A 26,849-nucleotide genomic window follows, 5' to 3' on the forward strand; every position below is an offset into this window, starting at 1 on the left:
GATGTCATCACGCACCAGCACCACCGAAGGGGCCCTGGCCCGGCTCGGCTTCGCCGACCCCGACCGCGCCGTCGGGCTCGTCGACGACCCGGCGCTGCTGCCCGTGCGCGCCGCAGTCCCCGGCGGCCAGCTCGACGACCTCGCCGCCGTCATGGGCGACACCGCCGACCCGGACCAGTGCCTGCTCGGGCTGGTGCGCGTCGCCGAGGCGCTCGGCCGGCTCGGTGACGCCCCGGACTGGGGGATCTCGGCCTTCGCGGCCGAGCTCGCGACGCCGGGCGTCGGGCGGCAGCGGGTCCTCGGTGTGCTCGGCGCGTCGACCGCGCTCGTCGACGAGCTCGTCCGACACCCGGAGCACTGGGTCGACGCCGCCCGGGCGGAGCGCCGCCCCGGGGAGCAGGTGCGCAGCGAGCTCGTCCGGGCCGTGACCGAGGAACGAGGGGAACGGACGGCGTCCGACGCCCTGCGCATCGCCTACCGACGCGGACTGCTGCGCATCGCCGCGCTCGACGTCACCGCCGGCGACCCCCTCGCCGAGATGCCTGCCGTCGGCGAGGCCCTCGCCGAGCTGGCCGAGGCCGCGCTCGAGGCCGCGCTCGCCATCGCCCGCGAGGAGTACGGCGACGGCCACGAGGCCTGCCGCCTCGCCATCATCGGGATGGGCAAGACGGGTGGGGGCGAGCTCAACTACGTCAGCGACGTCGACGTCATCTTCGTCGCCGAGCCGGCCGACGGCACGGATGAGGAGACAGCCCTCCGCGTCGGGACGGCACTGGCGACGGCGACGATGCGCGCCTGCTCGACCCCGACGTCGGAGGGGAGCCTCTGGCCCGTCGACGCGGCGCTGCGTCCCGAGGGCAAGCAGGGGCCGCTCGTGCGCACCATCAGCAGCCACAAGGCGTACTACGAGCGCTGGGCCAAGACCTGGGAGTTCCAGGCGCTCCTGAAGGCCTGGGTCTCCGCTGGGGACAAGGAGATCGGGCTGCGCTACAAGGCCGAGATCTCGCCGATGGTCTGGGAGGCCGCCGGGCGCGACAAGTTCGTCGAGGACGTCCAGGCCATGCGTCGCCGCGTCGAGCAGCACGTGCCGGCCAACGAGGCGGCGCGCCAGCTCAAGCTCGGACCGGGCGGTCTGCGCGACGTCGAGTTCAGCGTGCAGCTGCTCCAGCTCGTGCACGGCCGCAGCGACCCCAGCCTGCGCTCCGCGACGACGCTCGAGGCCCTGGCCGCGCTCGCGCGGGGCGGCTACGTCGGGCGCGAGGACGCCGCCGTCCTCGACCGGGCCTACCGGCACCTGCGCTGCCTCGAGCACCGCATCCAGCTGCACCGACTGCGTCGCACGCACCTCATGCCGGTGACCGAGCCCGACCTCCGCCGCCTCGGCCGCGCCATGGGGCACCGGACGCATCCCGAACGCGCCGTGGTCGCCGACCGCCAGGCGGCGGCGCGCGAGGTGCGCAGGCTGCACGAGCGCCTCTTCTACCGGCCGCTGCTCGCGGCGGCTGCCAGGCTGAGTCCCACCGAGGCGCGCCTGAGCCCCGAGGCGGCCCGACAGCGCCTCCTCGCCCTGGGCTTCCGGGACCCCGCCGGCGCCCTGCGGCACATCGAGGCCCTGACCACCGGTGTCAGCCGGCGCGCCGCCATCCAGCGTACGTTGCTCCCCGTCATGCTCGGGTGGTTCGCCGACGAGGCCGATCCGGACGCCGGCCTGCTGTCGTTCCGGCGCGTGTCCGACGAGCTCGGCACGACGCACTGGTACCTCAAGATGCTCCGTGACGAGGGCCGCGCGGCCGACCGTCTGGCGCACTGCCTGGCCCGGAGCAGGTATGCCGCCGACCTGCTCGTGCGCTCACCGGAGAGCGTCTCGATCCTGGGCGACGACAACGGGCTGACGCCCCGCACCCGTGAGGCCATCACGGCCACGATGCAGTCCGCCGCGGGCCGGCGTGACTCAGCCGCCGACGCGGTGGCGGCGGTGCGCGCGATCCGACGCCACGAGCTGCTCCGCATCGTCATGAGTGACCTCGTCGGGGTCATCGATCTCCCCGGGGTGGGGGCGGCGCTGACCGACCTCACCGGTTCGACGATCCAGGTCGCACTCGACGCGGCGACCCGTGCGGTCGAGGAGCGCGAGGGTCTGCCGATCGGCGGTGACATCCTCGTCGTCGCCATGGGGAGCCTTGGCGGCCGAGAGCTCGGCTACGCCTCCGACGCCGACGTCATGTTCGTCCACCAGCCGCACGCGGGCGCGTCGGAGACGGAGGTCCAGGCGCGCGCGACCCTGGTCGTCCAGGAGCTGCGCAAGCTCCTCTCCGGATCCGGTCCCGACCCCGGCCTCAGCCTCGACGCCGACCTGCGCCCCGAGGGCAAGGCCGGCCCCCTCGTGCGCAGCGTCGACTCGTTCCGCACCTACTACGAGCGCTGGGCCCTCACGTGGGAGTTCCAGGCGCTGCTGCGGGCCACCCCGATCGCAGGACCACCGGAGCTGGCCGACGCCTTCCTCGCGCTCATCGACCCGTTGCGGTGGCCCGAAGGCGGCATCACGGCGAGCCAGGTGCGCGACATCCGCACCCTCAAGGCGCGGGTGGAGAGCGAGCGCCTGCCGCGGGGCGCCGACCCGCGCACCCACCTCAAGCTCGGACGTGGCGGGCTCAGCGACGTCGAGTGGGTCGTGCAGCTGCATCAGCTCCAGCACGCCCATGCGCACCCGGCGCTCCGGGTCACCGGCACCATGGCAGGCCTCGCCGCGCTCACCTCGGAAGGACTCGTCGCGGCCGAGGACGCCGCGGCGCTCCGGGAGGCCTGGCAGCTCGCGGCGCTCATGCGCAACGCCGGCGTCCTGTGGCGGGGGAGACCCATCGACAGCGTTCCCTCCGACCTGCGCGACCTCGATGGGATCGGTCGGATCATGGGCCGTTCGCCCGGCGAGGGTGCAGCCCTCGCCGAGCTGTGGCGCCGAGTGGCGCGGCGATCGCGCCACGCCACTGATTTCAACTTTTACGAGTCCCCGCCTCGGGGTAGCGTCGTCCCGTGAATCCGACGGAGGGACAGGGCGTTCGCGTGCCGACCTATGGCGCCGTCCTCCGTGTCCCTCGGTACCTCCCGATCTTCCTGGCCAGCGCCCTGTCCATGTGGGGTGACTACATCGCCCGCGTCACGATCGCGGCCATGGTCTACGAGCGGACGAGCTCGCCGCTGGCCACGGCGACGACGCTCGCCGTGAGCTTCGTGCCGACCTTCTTCGGTCGCAGCCTCGTGGGCCCCGTCGTCGACCGGTTCCCCTACAAGTGGGTGCTCATCTGGTCCCATCTGCTCCGGGCCGCCTGCGTGCTCGGACTCATGTGGCTCGCGCTCACCGGCTCGGCGCTGTGGCTCATCTTCCTCGTCCTGTTCGCGCTCGAGCTGGTCGGTGGCGCGTCGACGGCGTCCAACATGGTGCTGCTCACCGACCTCTTCGAGGACCGTCACCTCTACGCTCGGGCCGTCGGCCTCGCGGCGATGTCCGAGCAGTTCAACCAGGCGCTCGGACTGGCCGTCGGTGGCGGGCTCATCGCGCTCGTCGGTCCGGAGACGGGCCTGCTCTTCGACCTGCTCACCTTCGTCGTCGCCGCGCTGGTCATCCTCTTCGTCGTGCCGCTGCGAGCCGTCTCCGGCGATCGCGGACGCGGCCTGCGCGGCTTCATCCATGACCTCTCCACGGCTGCCGGCGACCTGACCCGGCACCCCGTGCTGGCGCGGCTCGTGACGCTGAGCGCCGTCGCGAGCCTGGGCATCGCTGCGCCCGAGGCGCTCGCCATCCCGATCGCGGGTCGCAACGGCTGGGGCGGTGTGCTCATGGCGGCCCCCATCGTCGGTGCCATCGTGGGGATCGTCGTCATCGGACGACGTGACGTGCACCAGCAGAACCGGTCGATCGTGCCCCTGGCGCTGTTGATGCCCCTGCCGCTGCTCCTGACGGCGCTGGCGCCCTCGACGTGGGTCGTCGCGTTCCTCTTCTTCGCCTCGGGCACGCTCCAGGCGTTCATGGTGCCCCTGCAGGCGACCTTCGCCCTGGTCACCGAGCCGGCGCTGCGTGGCCGGATCTTCAGCCTCGCCGGGGGCGTCTCCATCGCGGCCGCCGGCGTGTCGTTCCTGGCCGCCGGCTGGCTCGGCCAGCACACGAGCCCGCACGTGGGCGTCGCCGTCTGCGCTGCTGCCAGCCTGGTGCTCATCGCGGCCATCGCCGCCAGCTGGCCCCACCAACGGGTGCGCACGGCGGTGGATCACGCCTACGCGACGACGTCCTCCCACGCGGCCTGAGCGAGACCGCCGAAGGTTCAGGGCGAGGCGGAGCGGCGACCCCCGGCCTCCGGTGCGCCGGCGGCACGGCCCTCGCGACGGCGTCGCCCGCGCAGGTCGAGAGCGCTCGCGAGCAGGGCCACGGCCACGAGAGCGGCCGCCACGCGCAGCGCAGCGGACGCGTCGAGTCCCGCGCCGGCAGCAACGCCGGAGTAGAAGACCGCGCCGACGAGCGCGATCCCGGCAGCCGTGCCGATGCGTTGCCCCGTCTGGAGGAGCCCTCCGGCCGTGCCGGCCCGCTCGACGGGGACCTTGGCGACGGTCAGGGTGATGTTGGGTGAGATGACGAGGCCGCTGCCGATGCCGGCGACGAGCAGGGGGCCGGCGAGCCACCAGCCGAGCGACGAGTCGTGGACGGTGGCCAGGACCACATCGACGGCGGTGATGCCCACGAGCACGATGACGAGCCCGCCGGTGACCAGCGACCGTTCGAGCCGGCTGACGAGGCGTCCGCCGATCGCGGAGGTGACCGCCGATCCTGCCGCGAACGGGGTCACCGCCAGACCGGCGAGCAGCGGCGTGTAGCCGAGGCGTTCCTGGAAGAAGATCGTCAGCACGAAGAAGATGCCGGTGAATCCGGCGAAGTAGATGGTGCCGACCGCGGCGCCCGAGGCGTAGCCCGGGACCCGGAAGAGGGCCAGGTCGACGAGGGGGCTCCGACCTCGCCGGGTGTAGGAGCGCTCCCACCCGAAGAAGGCGCCGAGGAAGGCAAGCCCGACGACCGCGACCCACCACGGCACGCCCGCGCCACCGCGACCCGTCTCGACGACGGGCAGCAGGATGCCGAGCACGCCAGCGCCGAGCAGCACCACACCGACGGGGTCGGCGTCGATCCGGCGGCTGTGGTCGCGGACGGGCGGGTCGGGCAGCCACCGCATCGCGAGCACGACGGCGGCCACGGCGATGGGGAGGTTGACGAAGAAGATCCACCGCCAACCGCTCTGCTCGCCCAGCCCGTCGAGGATGACCCCACCGACGACGGGACCCACCGCTGTTGAGATCCCGATCGTGGCACCGAGCAGGCCGAAGGCGCGTCCGCGTTCAGGGCCGCGGAAGAGCTGCTGGATCAGGCCCGACACCTGCGGGTTGAGGATCCCGCCCGCGGCCCCCTGGACGAGCCTGGCCACGACGAGCAGCGCGCTGGTGGGTGCCAGACCACAGCCGAGGCTGGCGAGGCCGAAGAGCACGACACCGACGACGAAGACGGTGCGCCGGCCCAGGACGTCTCCGATGCGCCCCGAGGGCACGAGAGTCAGGCCGAAGGCCAGGGCGTACCCGGACACGACCCACTGCAGGTCGCTCGGCGTGGCGTCCACGCCCTTCTGGATCGACGGGAGGGCGACGTTGACGATGCTGACGTCGAGCAGCGTCATGAAACCGGCCACGAGGCATACCCACAGCGCCTTCCAGCGGCGCGGGTCGGGGCTCTGTGGGCCGCCGTCGTCCGGGACGGACGGTCGTGCAGCCTGTGGCGTGGCGCGTGGTGTGGACCGGTCGACGGGGTCGTCGGTGGGATGCTCCGTGCCGGCGCGGTCCCCGGTCACGATCCGAGGATCCCGGTCGTCGCGTCGTCGCGCCGCCCCTCGAAGAAGTGCTCCAGCACGCGGGCGAAGGGCTCGGCCTCGACCGAGTCGCCCGCGGCACGCTCGAAGAGCGTCATCGACGAGCGAAGCTTGACCGCGTCCACGGTGCCGAGCACGTGGACCGCATCCTCGGTCTCGAGGGCGTCAAGGGCCTCGGCGCACTCGCTCAGCCGGGGTCCGAGGACCGGGTGGCGCAGGTAGGCGCGTGCCTCGGAGAGCCCGGACACGGCATACCGCTGGGCCGTCTCGCTGCGGCCGAGGCCGGCGACCTGCGGGAACACGAACCACATCCAGTGCCCGCGCTTGGAACCCGCCCGCAGCTCGGCCAGGGCGGAGGCGTACGTGCCCGCGGAGTCCTGGGCGCGCACGAACCGTTCGAGGTCGGGGAAGTTCTCGGTCATGGTCCTGTCGTACCCGACGCGGGAGCGGGAGTGACGGGGTGCGCGCGCAGCGAGGACGCGGCAGCCGTCCGGGTGCGTCGCCCCCGGACGGCTGTGAGCGGGTCGGTCCTTAAGCTCAGGTCACTTCAGGACGACGACCTTGTGCATCCCCATGATCGCGTGCGGCATCCCGGTCACGTCGTCGGCCACGAAGCACTGCAGCACGTAGGTGCCCGGCGGCATGTCATAGGTCAGCGTCGCGTGGGTGCCAGCCGACAGGACATCCAGACCGAAGGTCGGTCCGTCGAGCGCGAACGGCGGAGGGGTCATCACCCCGGAGTCGTAGTACGCCTGGATCTGCGCGTCCGTCGTGCCCTTCTTCACCGGCGAGAACTGCGCCACGTGGATCGTGTCAGCGACGTTGCGGAAGGTGACGCTTCCCTTGGCCGGCAGGTGGCTCGGACCGATGAAGCGATCTGCCGAGGTCAGCCAGATGGTGGGGGTGGACCATCCTGAGCTGTCCTTCCAGCCCGAGCTGTCATGCCCGGTGTCGCGCACGACGAACTTCGTCAGGGCGGGGTTGGGCGCTCCAGACGGCCCCATGGATCCGAAGAAGCTCCCGAGGTCCATCAGGTAGTACGTACCGGGACGCAGGTCGACCCGGACCGAGGCCGGGTAGCCCTTCTGGACGTCGGCCAAGCCGGTCGCGCTGATGTCCCGGTTGAGCTCTCGGGTGCCCTTGGCGGCAGTCGCCGGGTCCTGTGAAAACTCGTCGGCGAGGTCAGCCTTGAACGTGTTGACGGTGGCCTTCCCGAGGAGGCGGAAGAGCGCGATCTGGCTCCCGCCGGGACCGGCGTTCGTGGTGGACTCACGGAAGGAGACGGGACCTTCGTCGACGCGCCAGCGGCTGAGCGACACGTGGGAACCGTCCCCGGTGACCCAGACCGTGGTGACGTGCGGGTGATCGGCTTGGTTGGCCGAGGCGCTCCCGGCGGCGGCCACCGGCACAGCCGCGGCCAGCGCGAGGGCGGCAAGAGTGGAAACGAGTCTTCTCACGACATACCCCTCTGGCAAGAACGGTCCCGGCCTGCCCGGGGCCGTCTCCCAGCGTGAACCGACCTGAGCCTGCCCGGATCCACCGTTTGGCGTATGCCACGTCCGCCGATCCGGGGCATCGCGGACTTCCGGGGTCTGACGTCGCCCGGCCCTCGGCATCGCGTGGCTGGACGCCGACCACTGTGCCGCCACTGCCGTTGCGCTGGTGACCGGTGACCATGGGGATGGCTGCAGGGACGCTCATGGGATCATGCTCGCTGTGACCTGCCTGCCCCGTCGGCGACGGGGCCCCGCAGGTGAGAGCATCCGAGACCGCGGTCTCGTCGCCACCCATTCGTTGCTCAGCACGAGCGCTCAGTTCGAGTGCTCAGAACGAGAAGGATCATCATGACCTCGCAGTCGATCACCCCAACCGGCCGCCCAGCGCCTTCCCAGGCCCATGCCCCCGCGGACCGCTCGTCGGTCAGCTCGTGTCCCGGGGGTGGCCTGTGAGCGCGGGCGGCGGCCGCCGGCAGCAGTCCCGTGGCCGGGGGCGTGGCTCTCGACGGTCCCAGGACTTGCCCGCACTGGCCCGCGACGGGCTGCGGATCGTTCCGCTGGGGGGCCTGGGTGAGATCGGCCGCAACATGACGGTCTTCGAGCACGCCGGCCGGCTGCTCGTCGTCGACTGCGGCGTCCTCTTCCCCGAGGAGCACCAGCCGGGCGTCGACGTGATCCTGCCGGACTTCTCCTGGATCCGCGACCGTCTCGACAAGATCGACGCCATCGTGCTCACGCACGGCCACGAGGACCACATCGGCGGCGTGCCCTACCTGCTGCGCGAGCGGCCGGACATCCCCGTCGTCGGCTCCCGTCTCACGCTCGCCTTCCTCGAAGCGAAGCTCCAGGAGCACCGCATCACCCCCGTCACCGTGCGGGTGAGCGAGGACGACCGGCGCACGTTCGGGCCCTTCGACTGCGAGTTCGTCGCCGTCAACCACTCGATCCCCGACGGGCTCGCCGTCGCGATCCGTACCGCCGCGGGCCTCGTGCTGCACACCGGTGACTTCAAGATGGACCAGTTCCCGCTCGACGGCCGGGTGACCGACCTGCGCGCCTTCGCGCGGCTCGGGGAGGAGGGCGTCGACCTCTTCCTCACCGACTCGACGAACGCAGAGGTCCCTGGCTTCACCGTCTCCGAGGGCGAGCTGTCCCCGGCGATCGAGGCCGTGTTCCGGACGACACCCGGTCGGGTCATCGTGTCGAGCTTCGCCAGCCACGTGCACCGCATCCAGCAGGTGCTCGACGCGGCCCGCGACCACGGGCGGAAGGTCGCCTTCGTCGGCCGCTCGATGGTGCGCAACATGGCCATCGCAGCCGACCTCGGCTACCTCACCATCCCCAAGGGCCTGGTCGTCGACCTCAAGCAGCTCGAGCGGCTGCCCGCGGACCAGATCACCCTGATCTGCACCGGGTCACAGGGGGAGCCGCTCGCCGCCCTGTCGCGGATGGCGAGGCGCGACCACCCCATCCGCGTCACCGAGGGCGACACGGTGCTGCTCGCCAGCTCGCTCATCCCCGGCAACGAGAACGCGATCTACCGCGTCATCAACGAGCTCACCCGCTGGGGCGCCAACGTCGTCCACAAGGGCAACGCCAAGGTCCATGTCTCCGGTCACGCCAGCGCCGGCGAGCTTGCCTACTGCTACAACATCGTCCAGCCCTCCAGCGTGCTCCCCGTCCACGGGGAGTGGCGCCACCTGCGGGCCAACGCCGACATCGCCATCCGCACCGGCGTCGAGCCCAAGCGGGCGCTCATCGGCCACGACGGCGCCGTGATCGACCTCGTCGACGGCCAGGCGACCATCGTCGGCACCGTCCCGGCCGGGCTCGTCTACGTCGACGCCATGAGCGTCGGTGGAGCGACGGAGGAGTCGCTGCACGTGCGCCGGACCCTCGCCGAGGAGGGCGTCATCACCATCGTCTGCATCGTCGACCCCGACACCGGCAAGCTCACCGAGGAGCCCGACTACCTCGTCCACGGGTTCGAGCACGAGCCCGGTGACTTCGCCAAGGCCACGCCGGCGATCCAGAAGGCACTGACCACCGCGACCAAGGAGGGCATCGAGGACATCGAGCAGGTGGAGGAGGTCGTGCGCCAGGCGATGTCCACCTGGGTGCACCGGAACGCTCGCCGAAGCCCCCTCATCATCCCCGTCATCGTCGACGCCTGAGCACCCGCGGCAACCAGCGAGGCCCTGACCACATCTCTGTAGGTCAGGGCCTCGCTGCAGAGCCCAGGCCCGTGTCGACGGCCGGCGGTGCGGTTGAACGGTCTTCCACCAGGGCTGGTCCCTGTGCCGGCGACGTGGTTGATGACGACGTTGACTGATGCACCATCTGAGTCTGTATGCGTGCCGGTCGACGGCTCCACTCAGGCCTGCAGGGTGGCTAGTGCCTCGAAGTTCTCATACAGCGCGGCCTCTCCGTGCTTCTCGCGCAGCTTCAGGGCGGCCGGCCCGACGCGGGACCACAGCCCGGACACCCAGAGCCAGTCCAGCACAAGGTCAGTGTCCAAGAGGCCGTTCTTCGTGAGCGTCCCGATGGTCTCGCCCCAGTTGAGGATCCGGGACACCAAGACGTCATCGGTCGTCGCCGTTACCGGGTCGAAGTCGTCTGCCCACACCGCGTGCTGGGCCTCCTCGATCCCCATCGTGGAACCCCACTGCGCCACTTGCACAAGCAGCGCGCCGTCTTCGCGATTTGCCACGTGACCCTCCCTGGTCCAGGCGCTTCTGTGGACAGCCACGCTACTCTCGGGTCCGTCGCCTGGCCCGGCTTTGTCAAGCGCAGACTGTGCGCCGGAGGGACCGCCGCCGCAGCCCTCGTCGTCGTCGCACTCAAGCAGCTGAGACATCACTCGCCGGAAGTCGGCGCCGACGCTGACTGTGGGCGGACGCAGACGAGTCCGCCCGCGCTGCCGTTGCAGTGATGCTGGCAGCACGAGCGGACTCGCTGGATTCCCCATCTTGAGGACCAGGTGCGGACTAGAAGGCCAACGTCGTGGCCTTTCGACAGGTAAAGGACTCGTCCTGCTCAGATGTCGCTGGGCTTCTCGTTCGACATCTGACTCCGCTTCGATCCATCAGATGTCGAAGTACATCTCGAACTCGTGCGGGTGCGGACGGAAGCGGATCGGGTCCACCTCGTTCTTGCGCTTGTACTCGATCCAGGCCTCGATGAGGTCCTGCGTGAAGACGTCGCCCTCGAGGAGGTAGTCGTGGTCGGCCTCGAGGGCGTTGAGCACCTCGGGAAGCGAGCCGGGCACCTGCTCGATCGCGGCGTGCTCCTCGGGCGGCAGCTCGTAGAGGTCCTTGTCGACCGGCTCGGGGGGCTCGATGCGGTTCTTGATGCCGTCCAGACCCGCCATGAGCTGCGCGGCGAAGCACAGGTACGGGTTGGCCGACGGGTCGGGGACGCGGAACTCGATGCGCTTGGCCTTGGCCGACGTGCCGGTGATCGGGATGCGCACGCACGCCGAACGGTTCCGGGCGGAGTAGACCAGGTTGACCGGGGCCTCGTAGCCGGGGACCAGGCGGTGGTAGGAGTTCACCGTCGGGTTGGTGAAGGCGAGTAGCGACGGGGCGTGCTTGAGCAGGCCGCCGATGTACCAGCGCGCGAGGTCGGACAGGCCGCCGTAGCCGCGCTCGTCGTAGAAGAGCGGCTCGCCGTCCTTCCAGAGCGACTGGTGCGTGTGCATGCCCGAGCCGTTGTCACCGAAGAGCGGCTTCGGCATGAAGGTCGCGGTGTGACCCTGCTTCCACGCCGAGTTCTTGACGACGTACTTGAACTTCATGAGGTCGTCGCCGGAGTGCAGCAGCGTGTTGAAGCGGTAGTTGATCTCCATCTGGCCCGCGGTGCCGACCTCGTGGTGGCTGCGCTCGACGTTGAGACCGACCTCCTTGAGCTCGAGGCAGATCTTGTCGCGGAAGTCGGCGAAGTGGTCGACGGGGGAGACTGGGAAGTAGCCGCCCTTGTAGCGGGTCTTGTAGCCCTTGTTGCCGCCCTCCTCCTCGCGACCGGTGTTCCACGCGGCCTCGACGGAGTCGATGAAGTAGTAGCCGGCGTTCTGCTTCGTCTCGAAGCGCACGTCGTCGAAGACGTAGAACTCGGCCTCTGCGCCGAAGTAGGCGGTGTCGGCGATCCCGGTGGACTTGAGGTACTCCTCGGCCTTGCTCGCGATGTTGCGCGGGTCGCGGCTGTAGCGCTCGTCCGTGAAGGGGTCGAGGATCGAGAAGTTCATGACCAGCGTCTTCTCGACGCGGTACGGGTCGATGAACGCGGTGGCGGGGTCGGGCACGAGCTTCATGTCCGACTCGTGGATCGCCTGGAAGCCGCGGATCGAGGACCCGTCGAACATCTGCCCGACGGTGAAGAAGTCCTCGTCGACCGACTCAGCCGGCACGTTGAAGTGCTGCATGACACCGGGCAGATCGCAGAACCGAATGTCGACGAACTTGACGTCCTCGTCCTTGATGAACGTGAGGACCTCGTCAGCTGAGCTGAACATCCAACCTCCTGATGTGGGGCGAGGTCGTCCTCCGGTCGTGGTCTGGCGAGCACCACGGATCGAGGGACGGCCTCGTGCTGTCGTCGACGACACTACCGACTGGCGATTTCTCGGCCATGACCCGCATGTTTCGCGGGTGTTACGGATGGGCAGGCCCGGTCAAAGAGCCCGGACCAGGTCTCGTTACGCTGGTGCCGTGGTGGACCGCAAGGACTTCGGCTCATGGCTCCAGGGCCCCCGAGAGCGTACGAGCGCCGATGGGCAGTACCGCGGGCGCGACCTGGGGTTGCCGCCGCGAGGACCCGGGTCGGTGGCCGGCTTCGGGATCCGCGTCGTCGGCGTGCTCATCGACTGGGGGATCGCGTCCGTCATCGCGCGAGGCCTCTTCGGCGTGCCGCTGCCGTTCTCGCAGCCGCCGGCGTCGGGGAGCCAGGGCTTCGTGGTGCTCGCCGTCTTCGGGGTCATGCACCTGCTGCTCGTGGGCACGGTCGGCTTCACCATCGGCCACCGGATCATGGGCCTGCAGGTCCGCTCGCTCGGCGGCAGCGGTCGCGTCCTCCCGCTCCAGGCCCTGACGCGCACCCTGCTGCTCTGCGCCTTCATCCCCGCCGTCGTCTGGGACCGCGACGGTCGAGGCCTCCACGACAAGGTGCCGGGCACCGTCATCGTCCGCACCCGCTGACCGTCGACAGAGCACTTCCCCCGAGCGCCCCAGCCAAGCGAAAGAGCAGTTCGTCCGTTCGGACGAACTGCTCTTTCGATTGCTGGGGAGCGTCAGCTCAGGTGCAGCTCAGGCGCGGCGTTCGGGCCGGTTCACTTGCCGCGCAGGGCCTTCCGGTCCATGCGGGCGCGCATCGGGTCGACGCCGGGCGGCAGGGGAGCGCGGAGGCCACCGAGCGCCTTGAGGCGCTTGTTGACCAGAGCCATCTCGTCCTTGGTGATCTGCGGCTTGAGGCGCTGGACCTTGCTCGCGAGCTTCGGCAGCGGGACCTCGTTCTCGCCCGACCCGACGCGCATCGTCGTGACCGGGACGCCGGGCGCGACGCGCTCGACGCGCTTCTTCTCGGCGGCGAGCAGCTTCTGGACGCGGGCCGTGGGGCCTTCCCCGACGAGGACGACACCGGGACGGCCCAGCGCGCGGTAGACCATGGCTGCGGAGTTGATGTCGCCGGGACGGGCGACGTCGGCGGCGACGGGCTCGCGATCGGTGTACCAGCCACGACGGATCGACGTCAGGGCAGCCCCGGCGGCGCCGGCCTGCCCCTCGATCTGGCTGTAGGCGGCCCGCTCGGCGCGCCGGCTCATGATGATCGTTGCGGCGAGGACGCCGAAGAGCACGCCGAAGATGCCGAAGATCCACGGCAGCTTCACGAGGAAGCCGATGACGAGCAACACCCCGAAGACGACGAGGAACGACAGCAGCATGAACCAGCCGATGACCGGGTCAGCTTCCTTGGAGACCCGGTAGACGTCACGGATCTGGGACAGCCGTCCCTGCTTCTTCTCCTGGGGCGCGCTGCTCGCGTCGCCGTCCTTGTTGCGTGCCATGGTGCTCAGGATACGGCGCTCTGGGCGCGGGCCACCAACGACGCCGCCTCCTGGCGGGCGGGCGACTCGGCGGCCTCTGCGAGGTGCGAGAGGTGCGCGGGGATCTCGCGTCCCCACTTGCGCATCGCGGTGGCCCAGAGGCGGCCCGCGCGGTACGACGAGCGCACGAGCGGTCCGGCCATGACGCCCTTGAAGCCCATCTCCTCGGCGACCTCGGACCAGTGCACGAACTCCTCGGGCTTGACCCATCGGTCGATGGGGTGGTGCAGCTTCGAGGGACGGAGGTACTGCGTGATCGTGAGGATGTCGCAGCCGGCGTCGTGCAGGTCGCGGATGGCCTCCTCGATCTCGGTGTCGGTCTCGCCCATGCCGAGGATGAGGTTGGACTTGGTGACCAGCTCCGCCTCGCGCGCCATGGTCAGCACGGCGAGCGACTTCTCGTAGGTGAACGCCGGACGGATGCGCTTGAAGATCCGCGGCACGGTCTCGAGGTTGTGGGCGAAGACCTCGGGCCGTGCGTCGAAGACCTGGCCGACGAGCTCGGGCTTGGCACCGAAGTCCGGCGGGAGGATCTCGACGCCCGTGTTGGGGTTGAGCAGGTGGATCTGGCGGATCGTTTCCGCGTACAGGCCGGCGGCGCCGTCGGGCTGGTCGTCGCGCGCGACGCCGGTCACGGTCGAGTAGCGCAGCCCCATCCGGGCCACGGACTCGGCCACGCGGCGGGGCTCGTCGAGGTCGAGGGACGTGGGCCGCCCCGTCGCGATGTCGCAGAAGTCGCAGCGCCGGGTGCAGACGTCACCACCGATGAGGAAGGTGGCCTCCCTGTCCTCCCAGCACTCGAAGATGTTGGGGCAACCGGCCTCCTGGCACACCGTGTGCAGGCCCTCGGACTTCACCATCGAGTGCAGAGCGGTGTACTCCGGGCCCATCTTGGCGGTCGTGCGGATCCAGGACGGTTTGCGTTCGATGGGGGTCTCGGCGTTGCGCGCCTCGACGCGCAGCAGACGACGGCCGTCGGGAACGACAGACACACGGGCTCCTTGGTGGGTTGGACTGCTCAGCACAGGTTACGCCCACCCGCCCACAAGGCTGGACAGCCGGGATGCGTCCACACGCCAGCGGACGGCATACGACCACAGACGTATGCCGTCCGCCCGGGACGCGTGGGTCAGCCGACGTCGCGGCGGCGGAAGACGGCCAGAGCGGCGGCGACGCCGACGACCGAGAGCACGAGCAGGTAGACCCAGCCGTGGGTGTAGGCGAGCGACATCGACCGCCCCTGGCAGCCGTCGGGACCGCACGACTCCACGAAGTACGTGGCGCCCTTGCCCACGAAGGCGTCGACGTTGAGGCGCACGAGCCACGGCTGCAGGGCCCCGCCCTGCACGCCATGGGCCACGAACCCCTCGACGAGCACCGCATACCCCACGACGATCCCGATGACACCGGCGGTGGCGCGCGCGAGGAGTCCCAGCACCGCACCCCCGAGGCCGCCCAGTGCGATGACGACGACCACCCGCAGCAGTGCCACCACCAAGGGGTCGTCGGCGTTCGTGCTCGCGTCGGGGAGGTTGAGCGAGCTGTCGGGGCGGTTGAGCGTCGTGACGACGTAGGCGCCGAGCGCCGTCAGCCCGACTGCGAGCACGCCGAGGCCGAGACCTCCGAGGGCGGCGACGACCAGCTTCGAGGCCGCCACGCGCAGCCGCTGCGGGCAGAACGTCAGCCACGTCCCCATGGCGCCCGAGGCGAACTCGGCCGCCACGAAGCTCGCCCCGAGGAGGAAGGCGAGGAAGCCGAAGAGGTAGACGCCCTCCTGCGCCGTGCTGCGAGTCATCTCGGTGCGGGAGGTGTTGACGAGCCCGAACTGCGAGAGGGTCGGCGGTCGGTTCATCTGGTCGCAGCCCAGGTCGGCGCTCGGGTCGCTCGCCCGGGCCTGCGCCTGCTGCTTGCGGCAGTCGTCGAGCTGCGCCTGGCGGTCGGCCGGAGACATGGCGTCGAGCTGCTGCTTCATGTCGGCGACCATCCGGTTGTAGTCGGCGACGCGCTGGGCGATCGCTGCAGGCCGGGTGTCCTGGAAGGCGGTGAAGGAGGCGAAGCCCACGAAGAGCACGATCGCGACCAGGACCATGCGAGCGAGCCGGCGCCACCAGAGGCGGCGCAGCTCGACGCCGACGAGTCCTGTCAACGTCGTGCCGCGCGGCCGCATCGCGGAGGAGGTCTGCGTGTCGTCGCTGAGGAGGGCGTGCTGGCTCATGCAGCACCTCCCGTCGTCATGCCACCGGCTTCTCGGTCGGCCACCGAGCCAAGCCCCTCGTCGGCGGTGAGCGCGAGGAAGACGGCCTCGAGGTCCGCGCGAACGGGAGCCAGCTCGCTGACGTAGAGGCCGTGGCCGGCGAGCGCGCGGGTGACTGCCGACGGGTCTGTGGCGGCGACGATGAGCTGCTCGCCGTCGCGCTGCACGCCGAACCCGTCACCCTCGAGGATCGTGGCGGCGCGCTCGGGGGACGCGACCCCCACCCGCACCTGGGCGGTGGACGTGCTGCCGAGGATGTCGCTGACGCTCCCCTCGGCGAGCAGGGATCCGTGCCCGATGATCGACGCGGTGTCGGCCACCTGCTCTACCTCGCTCAGCAGGTGGGAGCTGACGAGCACGGTCTTGCCCTGGGCCCCGAGGGACCTCATCGTGTCGCGCACCTCGCGGATGCCGGCGGGGTCGAGCCCGTTGGTCGGCTCGTCGAAGATGAGCAGGTCGGGGTCCTTCAGCAGCGTCGCGGCGATGGCCAGACGCTGCTTCATGCCGAGCGAGTAGCCGGCGAAACGGTCGCGGCCACGGTCCCCGAGATGAGTGGCCTCGAGCACCTCGTCGACCCGGGGGAGCGGGGTGCCGATGGCGTCGGCGAGCAGTCGCAGGTTCTGGCGGCCGGTGAAGGAGGGGAAGAACTTCGGCGCCTCGACGATGGCGCCCACGCGGTCGACGACCTTCGGCAGGTGTCGTGGCACCGTCTGCCCGAGCACCTCCGCGGTGCCGGAGTCGGGCCGCACGAGCCCCAGCAGCATCCGGATCGTCGTCGTCTTGCCCGACCCGTTGGGGCCGAGGAAGCCGTGGACACCCCCCAGGGGCACCGTCATGGACAGGCCCTGAACCGCGACCCGGCGGCGGCCTCGACTGAGGTAGGTCTTGCGCAGGCTGCTGGTGCGGACGGCGACGTCCATCGATCTCCCCCTGAGAGTCGGCTGTGAGGCACACCCTAGGGGTCGGAGGTGACGCTGTCAGGTCAGGACGCGCCGGTTCGGCTGGAGCGTCGGGAGGATGTCGGCCAGGTGCTTCTCGACGTGCGGGATCACCTCGGTGACGGGCACGTCGCGACCGAGCTCGAACGACAGGGAGGTGACGCCGGCGCCGACGATGCCGCACGGGATGATGACCTCACCCCACGACAGGTCGGGGTTGCAGTTGAGCGCGAAGCCGTGCATCGCGACCTGGCGGCTGACGCGGATGCCGATGGCGCCGATCTTGCGCCGCGGTCCGCGGTCGTCCGCCGCGATCCACGTGCCGCTCTCGCCCTCGACCCGACCGGCCTCGACGCCGAAGTCCGCGCAGACCCGGATCATCATCTCCTCGATGTGCCGGACGTAGCCGACGACGTCGATCGGCGCCGGGAGGCGGACGATGGGGTAGCCGGTGATCTGTCCCGGTCCGTGCCAGGTGATCTTCCCGCCGCGGTCGACGTCGATGACCGGCGTGCCGTCGGTGGGGCGCTCCTGCGGCTCGGTGCGCTTGCCCGCGGTGTAGACCGCGCGGTGCTCGAGGAGGTAGACGGTGTCGGGTTCCTCGCCCGCGACGACCTTCGCGTGAGTGTCGCGCTGGACCTGCCAGGCCTGCTCGTAGTCGACGAAGTCGGGATCGAGGCCCAGGTGGACGAAACGCATGCGGTCACCCTACGCCGGGCGGCATACGATGCCGATGTGCCTGCCACCGACCCGTCCTCGTCCACCCCGCTGCGCGTCGGACTCGTCGGCTACGGCTCCGCGGGCCGCGGCATCCACGCCCCGCTCCTCGTCCGGGCCGGTCTCACCGTGGCCGCCGTGTCGACCTCGAACGCGACCCGCGCCGACGAGGTCCGCGCCGACCTCCCCGGTGCAGAGGTGGTGCCCGACCTCGAGGCGCTCCTCGGCGTCGACGGTCTCGACCTCGTCGTGCTCGCGTCGCCCAGCGGTGGGCACGCCGACCAGGCGGAGCGGGTCATCGAGGCGGGTCTGCCGCTCGTCGTGGACAAGCCCCTTGCCCTCGACGCGAGTCGCGCCCTCGACGTGCTCGACCAGGCGGCGCACCACGGGGTCCCCCTGACGGTCTTCAACAACCGGCGGTTCGACCCGGAGCTGGCCGCCCTGCGGATCGTGCGCGACCAGGAGCTCGTCGGCGAGATCTGGCGTGCCGAATACCGTTGGGACCGTTGGCGTCCCGTGCCCAAGCAGCGCTGGCGCGAGCAGGCTCCCGCCGAGGAGGGTGGTGGCCTGCTCCTCGACCTGCACACCCACCTCGTCGACCAGGCCGTGCTGCTGCACGGCGAGGTCGAGTCGGTGTATGCCGAGGTCGACTCGCGCACGACCGTCGCCGAGGACGACACCTTCCTGGCGTGCCGGCACACCTCCGGCGTCGTCAGCCACGTCGTGTCGAGCTCGGTCAACGGCGCCCCCGGGCCGCGCGCCCGCGTCAACGGATCAGCCGGGTCGTTCGTCATCGGGCGACAGTTCGACGACGTCAGCGCGTTCACGGAGTTCGAGAACGACGGCGACGCCGTCGGCTGGATCGTCCGCGGCGACGAGCGCGAGCCCGGTCCCGTGGTGACCGACGCCGACCAGGCGAACTTCTACCGCGCGGTGGCCGCCGCTCTCGTCTCGGCGGACCCGCAGTCGACGATGCCCGTCGACCCGAGGGACGCGGTCCACGTGCTCGCTGTCGTCGACGCCGCGCGGATCAGTGCCCGCGACCGTCGCGTCGTCGAGGTCGTGACGCCCGGACAGACCCCCTAGCCCGTTCGCGACCCTGCTCCTGCCTGCGTATGCCGTGTGGCGCCACCCCCTGTCGCGTGCGTCGTCCTCGCGGCTCGGGACCGTGCCCGGGCGTTCTCGTGCCTGTGGATGACCGGCTCGCTGGTGGCCGTCGGGCTGCTTGCATGAGGGGATGACCGACAACGAGCCACCGCGGGACCCGCGGTCTCCGGCACGGCCCGAGATCCCGGGGCACCGTGTCGAGGCCGTGATCGGGACCGGTTCCTCGGCCGTCGTGTGGTCGGGCACCGATGCGGCCGGGCGGCGCGTGGCGATCAAGGTGCCTCACCGGGGCCGCGACGAGATCGACCGGCACCAGGCGATGGCCGAGCAGCAGGTCCTGCTCGCCGTGCAGCACGACCATCTCGTGCCCTTGCGGTCGGTGGTCCCGCTCGCCGACGGCCGCGAGGCGCTGGTCTTCGATCTCGTCCGAGGAGCACAGCTCGTCGGCATGGTGCGCAGCCGCGGTCATCTGCGGCCGGGTGAGGTGGTCACCGTGCTCACCCCCGTGTGCGAGGCCGTCGCCCACCTGCACGCGGCCGGTGGTCTGCACGCCGACATCTCGCCCGCCAACATCACGGTGACCCCCGACGGGCGCCCCGTGCTGCTCGACCTCGGGGCCGCGCGCGTGGCGGGGCGTGAGCCCGGTGCCGTGCACGGCACACCGGGGTTCGTCGCCCCCGAGGTTCGCCTTGGGTCCGAGCCGAACGAGGCCGCCGACGTCTATGCCCTCGGTGCTGTCGCCTGGTTCTGCCTGACCGGCAACGGCGCACCCGACACCATGATCCGCCTCGACCACGAGACGGTCGTCAGCCATGTCGGAGCCGGCCTCGCCGACGTCGTCGCTGCGGCCATCGACCCCGAGCCCGGGCTCCGGCCCGGTGCTGCCGAGCTCGCCCGGCTCTTCTACGACGCGGTCCAGCCCGAACCGGTGGAGGTCGTGGTCGGCTCGGACGAGGCCTCGGCCCTGACGCACCGGCTCCGCGCAGACGCCGGTCGTGACCCCTGCGTCATCCAGCCTCCACGGCGCCGCTGGCCCCGACGGCTCGTCGTCTCGGCCGTCGTCGCGGCTCCGCTGCTGGCCGCAGCAGGCTGGGCGCTGGCGGCACGCGGGCCAGACGTGCGCCCCGTCGCAACCCCAACGGCACCTGTCGCAACCCCACCAGCCCCGGTCGCCACCCGGACGGCAACCGGCCCGGGGGCACCGCCCGCACCCGTTGCACCGCCACCCGCGCTACCCCCGCCGAGCGCTGACGGCCGCGTGCTCCGCGACGCCACGAGTCCGGCTGCGCGGACCCAGGAGCTGCTGCAGGCCCTCAGCGACCGCCGCGCCGCCGCGCTGGTCGCTCGGGATCAGGCTGCGCTGGCGGACGTCCACGCACCTGGCTCGCCGAGCCTCGCCAGCGACCGGACCCTCGTCGCAGGGCTCGTGGGCGCGCGCATCCGGTGGGAGGGGCTCCGGCTCGAGGTGGCCGAGGCCCTGTTCGTGTCCGGCTCGCCCTCGGAGGCGGTGGTGCGTGCCCGGGTGGACTGGACGGCATACGTCGTCGTCACGTCCACGGGCGCCCGTCTCGACAGGGCCGCCGACGTGGGGCGTCGGCTCGACTTCCGCATCGTGCGTGGAGCACAGGGGTGGCGGATCAGCGCGATCAGCGCCGCACCAGCCACCTGACCGCGCCCTCGAGGTCGGGGTGCTCGAAGGTGAACCCGGAGGCCAGCAGCGCCTCGGGCTCGACCCGTTGGCTGGCGATGACGTAGTCGGCGAACTCGCCGATGACGGCACGCAACGCGAAGTGGGGCGCCGGGACGAACGCCGGACGAGACAGCGCGGAGCCGATGGCCGACGCGATCTGCCGCTGGCGGGCGGATCCCGGCGCGGCGAGGTTGAACGGTCCGACGAGCTCAGGGCGGTCGATGAGGTGCAGGATGGCCCGCACCTCGTCGACCAGGGTGATCCACGGCCACCACTCGCGGCCCGACGCCATCGGGCCGCCGAGGCCCAGCCGGCCGAGCAGCACCACCTGTTCGAACGCGCCGCCGTGTTGGGCCATGACGAGACCGGTGCGGGCGAACGCCACGGGGAGCCCGGCGTCGACGGCCGGCTGCGCCGCGCCCTCCCAGCGCACGACGACACCCGAGAGGTAGTCCTGGCCCGGCGCGCTCGTCTCCGTGAGGTGCTCCTCGCCGCGGTCGCCGTAGTAGCCGACCGCGGAGGCGTTGACGAGACGGATGGCCACGGCGGTGCGGTCACGGTGCGCGACCAAGGCCTGCACGACCGTGCCGGTGGCGTCGGTGCGCGACCGCTCGACCTCACGCTTGTGCTCGGCGTTCCAGCGGCGGTCACCGATGCCGACACCGGCGAGGTTGACGACCGCGTCGACCCCGTCCAGCGCCGTCTCGTCGAGGCGCCCACGGGCGGGGTCCCACTGGACCTCGTCCGGGGCGGCGGGGGAGTGACGCACGAGGCGGAGGACCTCGTCACCCCGCTCTGCGAGCGCACGACGAAGCGCGCCGCCGATCAGACCGGACGAGCCGGTGATGGCGACGCGCTTCGTCATGGCGTGCTCCTCATGCGGTGGACCTCAGGCCTCGAACTGGCCCTCTTCGAGCCGGGCCTTCATCGTGCCGAGGAAGCGAGCGGCGTCCGCCCCGTCGACGATGCGGTGGTCGTAGGACAGCGCGAGGTACATCATCGAGCGGATCGCGATGGTCTCGCCGCCGTCGGCGTCGGTGACGACGACGGGGCGCTTGACGATCGCACCGGTGCCGAGGATGGCCACCTGGGGCTGGTTGATGATCGGCGTGTCGAACAGCGCGCCACGGCTACCGGTGTTGGTGATCGTGAAGGTGCCGCCGGCGAGGTCGTCAGGCGTGATCTTGTTGCTGCGCGTGCGCGCGGCGACGTCGGCGATCGCGCGGGCGAGGCCGGCGATGTTGAGGTCGCCGGCGTTCTTGACGACCGGGACGATGAGTCCCTTCTCGGTGTCGACCGCGATCGAGAGGTTCTCGCTGCCGTGGTAGACGACCTCGTCGCCCTCGATGCTCGCGTTGACCATCGGGTGCGCCTTGAGGGCCTCGGTGGCGGCGAGCGCGAGGAAGGGCAGGAAGCTGAGCTTGGTGCCCTCGCGGGCCTCGAAGTCGCTCTTCACCTTGGCCCGCAGGCGCGCCACCCTGGTCAGGTCGACCTCGACGACGGTGGTCAGCTGGGCGGAGACCTGCAGCGACTCGACCATGCGCGTGGCGATGACCTTGCGCAGCCTGGTCATCTTCTCCCGGGTGCCACGCTTCGGCGAGACCGACGCCGTCGCACTCGGTGCGGCAGACGCGGCAGGGGCCGCCGGAGCGGCGGAGGCGGCCGGCTGTGCAGCCGGGGCCGGCTCGGCCGGGGCCTTGGCGGCCTCGGCCGCGTCGAGCACGTCCTGCTTGCGGATGCGGCCGCCCACCCCGGTTCCGGTGATGGCGTTGAGGTCGACACCGTGCTGGTTCGCGAGCTTGCGCACGAGCGGCGTGACGTAGGCCGCGGCGTCGTCGCGTGACGGTGCCGCGGCGGCCGGTGCGGTCGCCTCGGGGGACTGCTGGGCCGGGGGGCGCTCGGCGTCGGCCGGCTTGCCGGCGGCCTCCTGGGTCGCCTCCTCCGACGTCTCCTGTGCGGGGGCCTTGGGAGCCGCCGGAGCCGCCGGAGCCTCGGCGACCGGCGCCTTCTGGGGCTCGGGCTCAGGCTCGGGCTCGGGGGCCTTCTCGGGCTCGGGCGCGGATGCTGCTGCGGGAGCGCTGCCACCGATGACGGCCAGGTCGGCGCCGACCGGCACCGTGTCGTCCTCCTGGACGAGGATCTTGGTCAGGGTGCCGGCGACCGGCGACGGGATCTCGGTGTCGACCTTGTCGGTCGAGACCTCGAGGAGAGGCTCGTCGACGGCGACCTCGTCGCCCTCGGACTTCAGCCAGCGCGTGACGGTGCCCTCGGTGACCGACTCACCGAGAGCGGGCATCGTGACGGTCTGGCCCTCGCCGCCGGAGGAGGAGGATGCGGCCGCCTGCGGCTGCTCGGCCTGCTGGGCCTCGGGCTCGCTCGTCGCCGCCTGCGGCTCCTGCTCGGTGCTCGGTGCCTCGGGCGCCGGGGCAGCCGCCGCCTCGGGGGCCTGCTCGGGCTCCGGCTGCGCCTCGGCGGCCGGGGCCTCGCCACCGGAGGCCGGCGCGCTGCCGTCTCCGATGACGGCGAGGTCGGCGCCGACGGGGACGGTGTCGTCCTCCTGGGCGAGGATCTCCTGGAGGGTGCCCGCCACGGGGGAGGGGATCTCGGTGTCGACCTTGTCCGTCGAGACCTCGAGCAGCGGCTCGTCGACCTCGATGCGGTCACCGACGTTCTTCAGCCAGCGGGTGACGGTCCCCTCGGTGACTGACTCACCCAGGGCCGGCATGGTCACGCGTTCTGACATGACGTGTTTTCTCCTCTTCCCAGTTTCTGGCTCAAGCGTGTGCGTGCAGGGGCTTACCCGCCAAGGCCAAGTGTGCCTCGCCGAGAGCCTCGTTCTGTGTGGGGTGTGCGTGGATGAGACCGGCGACGTCCTCCGGGTGTGCCTCCCAGTTGACGATGAGCTGTGCCTCGCCGATCTGCTCACCCATCCGGGCACCGATCATGTGGACGCCGACGACCGGTCCGTCGACCTGGCGCACGAGCTTGACGAAGCCCTGGGTGCCGAGGATCTGGGACTTGCCGTTGCCGCCGAGGTTGTACTCGTACGTCGCGACGTCACCGTGCTTCTCGCGCGCCTGGGCCTCGGTCAGGCCGACGCTCGCGATCTCGGGGTCGCAGTACGTGACACGCGGGATGCCGCTCTCGACGATGGGTGCCGGTCCGAGACCGGCGATCTCCTCGGCGACGAAGATGCCCTGGGCGAAGCCGCGGTGCGCGAGCTGGAGGCCGGGGACGATGTCGCCGACGGCGTAGACCCCGTCGACGTTGGTGCGCAGGCGCTCGTCGGTGGGCACGAAGCCGCGGTCGACGGTGACTCCGGCCTCCTCGTAGCCGAGCCCGTCGGTGACGGGCCCACGGCCGACGGCGACGAGCAGCAGGTCGGCCTCGATGGTCTCGCCCGACTCCAGGGACACGGTGACCACGTCGCCGTGCTGGCTCGCGCCGGCGAAGCGGACGCCGGTCTTGAACGAGATCTTGCGCTTGCGGAACGACCGCTCGAGCTGCTTGCTGATGGTCTCGTCCTCGGCGGCGACCAGTCGGGGCAGCGCCTCGACGATCGTCACCTCGGAGCCGAAGCTCCGGAAGACGGAGGCGAACTCGACGCCGATGACGCCGCCGCCCAGCACGACGACGCGCGCCGGCACCTGGTCGAGGGAGAGGGCCTGCTCGCTCGTCATGATGCGGCCGCCGATCTCGAGACCGGGCAACGACTTCGCGTAGCTGCCCGTCGCGAGCACGACGTTGCGCCCGGTGAGCCGGCGGTCACCCACGACCACGGTGTGCGGGCCGTCGAGGACGCCCGCGCCCTCGACGTAGTCGATGGTGGCGGCCTTGACGAGGCCCTGGAGCCCCTTGTGCAGTCGGGAGACGACACCGTCCTTGTAGGCGTTGACGCCCGTCATGTCGACGGACTCGAAGGTCGTCTTGACCCCGAACTGCGCACCCTCACGCGCGACGTCGGCGACCTCGGCGGCGTGAAGCAGTGCCTTGGTGGGGATGCAGCCCTGGTGCAGGCACGTGCCCCCCAGCTTGCCCTTCTCGACGAGTGCCACCGAGAGCCCCAGCTCTGCCGACCGGAGGGCGCAGGCGTAGCCGCCCGACCCCCCACCGAGGATGACGACGTCGTAGTCGCTGGCGGCATCAGCCGACATGTGGATGTGCTCCTTCGGGGTGGATCGTCCGCTCCTGCCGTCGTGCAGCAGCCGAACGGGGGACGTGCGGGAGTACGCGCGAGTGAGCGTACGGCCGGTCGTGCAACAGCATCTTGTCATTGATCCTGTGAGACGGCACAGGCAGGTCGTCGCGCCCGCGCGTGCTGCGCCGGTGTGCACGGGGCGACCACGTACAGTGCCGACATGGGCTGGTTCTCACGACGCGGCGGCGGCAAGGGCGACACGCGTCCCGGCCGTTCTGACGGGCCGAAGATGGAGATCGACCGCAAGGCGGTCGAGCAGCACCTGCGGTCGTTCGTCGAGTCCCGTCTCGGGGTCGAGGCCTACGTCGAGCCCGCCACCAGCGTCACGCCGACGACGATCGTGCTCATCGCCTGGGACGGCGAGTGGACGCGCCGCGCGGTGGCCTCGCCCAGGGACGGGTTCGAGATCAGCCACAAGCTCGGCGTTCCCGTCTACGACGTCAACCAGACCGGCTACCCGAACCGGATGCGTGAGTGGAGCAAGCGCCGTCGGCAGGGGGACGCCTGACCGAGTGACACGCCCGCACGGCGACGTGGCGACGCGGCATACGGCCTCGTCGGCTCGCTTGTCGGCGGGGTGCAGAGGAAAGAGAGTGGACCGGGCCCCGGTTCGCTGACAGGGTGAAAGATGTTCAGTCCGTGCCGGATCCGGCGCCGCAGCACACAGGAGGTTCTCGAATGTCGAAGCAGGATGGCGCATCCAGCGGTCCGAGCGAGGAGATGAAGGCCAAGTTCCGGGCCGCCCTCGACAAGAAGCACGCGCACGGTGGCAAGGACGTCTCCGACGACCACGACCACTCCAAGGTGCACGGGGCGCACGGCCCCGCCAAGGCCCAGCAGATGTTCCGTCGCAAGTCCGGCGGCTGACCGACCCTGGTAGCCGAAGAGGCCACGTCCCCTGCGGAACGTGGCCTCTTCGCGCGAGACGAGCTGGAACGCCTCAGACGTAGGACTCGGCGAGCCCGACCAGGGTGCGCACGCCGAAGCCCGTGCCGCCCTTGGGCCAGTAGCCCGTCGGCGCCTTGTCGTTGAAGGCGGGCCCGGCGATGTCGAGGTGGCTCCACGGGATGCCCTCGCCGACGAACTCGGACAGGAAGATGCCGGCCGTCAGCATGCCGCCCTCGACGCCACCCTTGTGCGCCAGGTCGGCGTTGATGGACTCGAGGGCCGGACGCAGCTCCTGGGGCAGGGGCATCGGCCACATCGCCTCGCCCACCGCCGCCGCCGCCTCGAGCACCCGGGTGCGGAAGGCGTCGTCGTTGCCCATGACGGCCCCGGTGTTGGCGAGCGCGACGACCTGGGCGCCGGTCAGGGTCGCGATGTCGACGATCGCGTCGGGCTTGGTCTCCGACGCGAGGGCGATGCAGTCACCGAGCACCATGCGCCCCTCGGCGTCGGTGTTGAGCACCTCGACGGTCTTGCCGCCGCGCATCGTCACGACGTCGCTCGGGCGCTGCGCCGTCGAGCTCGGCATGTTCTCGGCCAGGCCGAGGTAGCCCGTGACGGCGATGGGCAGACCGAGCTCGGCGATGGCCAGGACGGCCCCCGCGACCGCGGCGGCCCCGGCCATGTCGCACTTCATCGTCAGCATGCCGTTCGCGGGCTTGATGCAGAGGCCGCCCGAGTCGAACGTGATGCCCTTGCCAACGAACGCGATGGACGCCTTGGCCCGGGCCGGGGCGTAGCTGAGGACGGCGATCCTCGGGTCGTTGGCCGAACCCTGGCCCACGCCCACGGTGCCTCCGAAGCCACCGGCCCGCAGCGCCTTCATGTCGTAGGACTTGAGCTTGACCTTGGTGCCCTTGACGCGGTCGGCGAGCGAGTCGACGAACGTCTCCGGGTAGAGCAGGTTCGGCGGGAGGTTCACGAGGTCGCGGGTGTACGCGACGGCCTCGCCGAGCGCCGCAGCACGCTTGACGGCCTTGCGCGAGGCTGCGTCGGCGGGACCGACGAGCGCGACCGAGGCGACGGCGTCGGTGCTCGTCGTGCCCGCCTTGGACACGGCATACGCCCCGAGGGCCACGCCCTCGGCCACGGCGGAGACGACCTCGACCGAGGTGCCCGGCACGATGACGGCGACCTTCTTCTTCTTGCTCAGGGAGCGGATCGCGCCGCCGATGCCCTTCCGGACGTCCTCGAGGGCGCCCGTCTCGCTGGAGAGGGCCCCGACACCGGCGAGCACGACGAGCTTCGCCGCGACGTCCGGCACGGCGGCGAGGGTCGTCACCTCGCCGACCTTGCCGGCCAGCTCGAGGTCTGCGATGACGGACTTGAGGTGTGACACCGACTTGCGAGGCAGGCCGTGGCCGGGCGCCAGCATCGCGCCGCCTTCACCCGGCACGAGCGCCGCGACGAGGGCGTCGGCCGGGGTGTCGGCGGCCGAGCGGTTCGAGATGGTCAGGTTGGCCACGAGGGACTCCTTTGTCGAGGTGCTTGCGGGCGCACGAGTTCA

At 71.1% G+C, this 26,849-nt stretch carries 22 protein-coding genes; 8 read left to right on the plus strand and 14 right to left on the minus strand.

Features of this window, described 5'->3' with window-relative positions:
- Position 1 precedes the first annotated feature (1 nt).
- Positions 2–3,034, plus strand: coding sequence for a bifunctional [glutamine synthetase] adenylyltransferase/[glutamine synthetase]-adenylyl-L-tyrosine phosphorylase (locus AC1DIW_RS09965; protein WP_478107868.1), 3,033 nt, complete (start codon positions 2–4; stop codon positions 3,032–3,034).
- Positions 3,031–4,299, plus strand: a complete 1,269-nt coding sequence (locus AC1DIW_RS09970; RefSeq protein ID WP_442278338.1) for an MFS transporter — start codon at positions 3,031–3,033, stop codon at positions 4,297–4,299. The genes AC1DIW_RS09965 and AC1DIW_RS09970 overlap by 4 nt, the downstream gene beginning before the upstream one ends.
- A gap of 17 nt (positions 4,300–4,316) precedes the next feature.
- Here AC1DIW_RS09970 and AC1DIW_RS09975 read toward each other — a convergent pair whose 3' ends face one another.
- The 3 genes from AC1DIW_RS09975 to AC1DIW_RS09985 all read right to left on the minus strand — a co-directional run bounded on the left by AC1DIW_RS09975 (position 4,317) and on the right by AC1DIW_RS09985 (position 7,357).
- Positions 4,317–5,882: an MFS transporter gene (locus AC1DIW_RS09975; protein ID WP_478107869.1), complete on the minus strand. Its 1,566-nt coding sequence runs from the start codon at positions 5,880–5,882 to the stop codon at positions 4,317–4,319.
- The gene (locus AC1DIW_RS09980; RefSeq protein ID WP_478107870.1) at positions 5,879–6,322 is read right to left on the minus strand and encodes a DUF1810 domain-containing protein; all 444 of its coding nucleotides are present in this window, start codon (positions 6,320–6,322) and stop codon (positions 5,879–5,881) included. The genes AC1DIW_RS09975 and AC1DIW_RS09980 overlap by 4 nt, the downstream gene beginning before the upstream one ends.
- Positions 6,323–6,442: 120 nt before the next feature.
- Entirely contained in the window at positions 6,443–7,357 is a 915-nt protein-coding gene (locus AC1DIW_RS09985; RefSeq protein WP_478107872.1) for a hypothetical protein, read from the minus strand.
- 626 nt (positions 7,358–7,983) lie between these two features.
- Here AC1DIW_RS09985 and AC1DIW_RS09990 point away from each other — a divergent pair.
- The gene (locus AC1DIW_RS09990) at positions 7,984–9,570 is read left to right on the plus strand and encodes a ribonuclease J (protein ID WP_442278399.1); all 1,587 of its coding nucleotides are present in this window, start codon (positions 7,984–7,986) and stop codon (positions 9,568–9,570) included.
- 200 nt (positions 9,571–9,770) lie between these two features.
- Here the strand turns inward: AC1DIW_RS09990 and AC1DIW_RS09995 are convergent, their stop codons facing one another.
- Both AC1DIW_RS09995 and glnA read right to left on the minus strand, forming a co-directional pair.
- Positions 9,771–10,106 (minus strand): DUF4760 domain-containing protein, encoded by a 336-nt coding sequence (locus tag AC1DIW_RS09995; protein ID WP_478107874.1) that lies wholly within the window; start codon positions 10,104–10,106, stop codon positions 9,771–9,773.
- A 375-nt stretch (positions 10,107–10,481) separates the two neighbouring features.
- Positions 10,482–11,906 carry a type I glutamate--ammonia ligase gene (gene glnA / locus AC1DIW_RS10000; RefSeq protein ID WP_442278333.1) on the minus strand — a complete coding sequence of 475 codons (1,425 nt, stop codon included), beginning with the start codon at positions 11,904–11,906 and terminating at the stop codon, positions 10,482–10,484.
- Between the two features lie 196 nt (positions 11,907–12,102).
- Here glnA and AC1DIW_RS10005 point away from each other — a divergent pair, with 196 nt between their 5' ends.
- Positions 12,103–12,588, plus strand: coding sequence for an RDD family protein (locus AC1DIW_RS10005; protein WP_442278332.1), 486 nt, complete (start codon positions 12,103–12,105; stop codon positions 12,586–12,588).
- A gap of 131 nt (positions 12,589–12,719) precedes the next feature.
- On the opposite strand, the gene AC1DIW_RS10010 is transcribed toward AC1DIW_RS10005, so the two are convergent.
- From AC1DIW_RS10010 to lipB, 5 genes are all read right to left on the minus strand, one after another.
- Positions 12,720–13,454 carry a DUF4191 domain-containing protein gene (locus tag AC1DIW_RS10010; RefSeq protein WP_442278331.1) on the minus strand — a complete coding sequence of 245 codons (735 nt, stop codon included), beginning with the start codon at positions 13,452–13,454 and terminating at the stop codon, positions 12,720–12,722.
- A 5-nt stretch (positions 13,455–13,459) separates the two neighbouring features.
- Positions 13,460–14,485: a lipoyl synthase gene (lipA, locus tag AC1DIW_RS10015; RefSeq protein WP_478107877.1), complete on the minus strand. Its 1,026-nt coding sequence runs from the start codon at positions 14,483–14,485 to the stop codon at positions 13,460–13,462.
- Positions 14,486–14,622: 137 nt separating this feature from the next.
- Positions 14,623–15,708 carry a hypothetical protein gene (locus AC1DIW_RS10020; protein ID WP_478107879.1) on the minus strand — a complete coding sequence of 362 codons (1,086 nt, stop codon included), beginning with the start codon at positions 15,706–15,708 and terminating at the stop codon, positions 14,623–14,625.
- On the minus strand, positions 15,705–16,667 hold the full coding sequence (locus AC1DIW_RS10025) for an ABC transporter ATP-binding protein (protein WP_478107881.1): 963 nt from the start codon (positions 16,665–16,667) through the stop codon (positions 15,705–15,707). Before AC1DIW_RS10025 ends, AC1DIW_RS10020 begins: the two co-directional genes overlap by 4 nt.
- A gap of 57 nt (positions 16,668–16,724) precedes the next feature.
- On the minus strand, positions 16,725–17,384 hold the full coding sequence (gene lipB, locus AC1DIW_RS10030) for a lipoyl(octanoyl) transferase LipB (RefSeq protein ID WP_442278327.1): 660 nt from the start codon (positions 17,382–17,384) through the stop codon (positions 16,725–16,727).
- A gap of 36 nt (positions 17,385–17,420) precedes the next feature.
- On the opposite strand from lipB, the gene AC1DIW_RS10035 reads away from it, so the two are divergent.
- A complete protein-coding gene (locus tag AC1DIW_RS10035) occupies positions 17,421–18,488 on the plus strand; it encodes a Gfo/Idh/MocA family protein (RefSeq protein WP_478107883.1) in 1,068 nt (355 codons plus the stop codon).
- A 151-nt stretch (positions 18,489–18,639) separates the two neighbouring features.
- A complete protein-coding gene (locus AC1DIW_RS10040) occupies positions 18,640–20,178 on the plus strand; it encodes a serine/threonine-protein kinase (RefSeq protein ID WP_478107885.1) in 1,539 nt (512 codons plus the stop codon).
- Here AC1DIW_RS10040 and AC1DIW_RS10045 read toward each other — a convergent pair.
- The 3 genes from AC1DIW_RS10045 to lpdA are packed head-to-tail and all read right to left on the minus strand — an operon-like array spanning position 20,156 to position 24,353.
- Positions 20,156–21,064, minus strand: a complete 909-nt coding sequence (locus tag AC1DIW_RS10045; protein ID WP_478107887.1) for a TIGR01777 family oxidoreductase — start codon at positions 21,062–21,064, stop codon at positions 20,156–20,158. The two genes, AC1DIW_RS10040 and AC1DIW_RS10045, sit on opposite strands and share 23 nt — an antisense overlap.
- A 24-nt stretch (positions 21,065–21,088) precedes the next feature.
- Entirely contained in the window at positions 21,089–22,942 is a 1,854-nt protein-coding gene (gene sucB / locus AC1DIW_RS10050; protein WP_478107888.1) for a 2-oxoglutarate dehydrogenase, E2 component, dihydrolipoamide succinyltransferase, read from the minus strand.
- 31 nt (positions 22,943–22,973) lie between these two features.
- On the minus strand, positions 22,974–24,353 hold the full coding sequence (lpdA, locus tag AC1DIW_RS10055) for a dihydrolipoyl dehydrogenase (protein WP_478107890.1): 1,380 nt from the start codon (positions 24,351–24,353) through the stop codon (positions 22,974–22,976).
- Between the two features lie 204 nt (positions 24,354–24,557).
- Between lpdA and AC1DIW_RS10060 the strand changes: the two genes are divergently transcribed.
- On the plus strand, positions 24,558–24,905 hold the full coding sequence (locus AC1DIW_RS10060) for a hypothetical protein (RefSeq protein WP_478107892.1): 348 nt from the start codon (positions 24,558–24,560) through the stop codon (positions 24,903–24,905).
- A gap of 170 nt (positions 24,906–25,075) precedes the next feature.
- Positions 25,076–25,264, plus strand: a complete 189-nt coding sequence (locus AC1DIW_RS10065; protein WP_442278320.1) for a DUF5302 domain-containing protein — start codon at positions 25,076–25,078, stop codon at positions 25,262–25,264.
- Between the two features lie 73 nt (positions 25,265–25,337).
- Here AC1DIW_RS10065 and AC1DIW_RS10070 read toward each other — a convergent pair whose 3' ends face one another.
- A complete protein-coding gene (locus AC1DIW_RS10070; RefSeq protein WP_442278319.1) occupies positions 25,338–26,807 on the minus strand; it encodes a leucyl aminopeptidase in 1,470 nt (489 codons plus the stop codon).
- Positions 26,808–26,849 lie beyond the last annotated feature (42 nt).

Source organism: Terrabacter sp. 01T434, assembly GCF_056398545.1.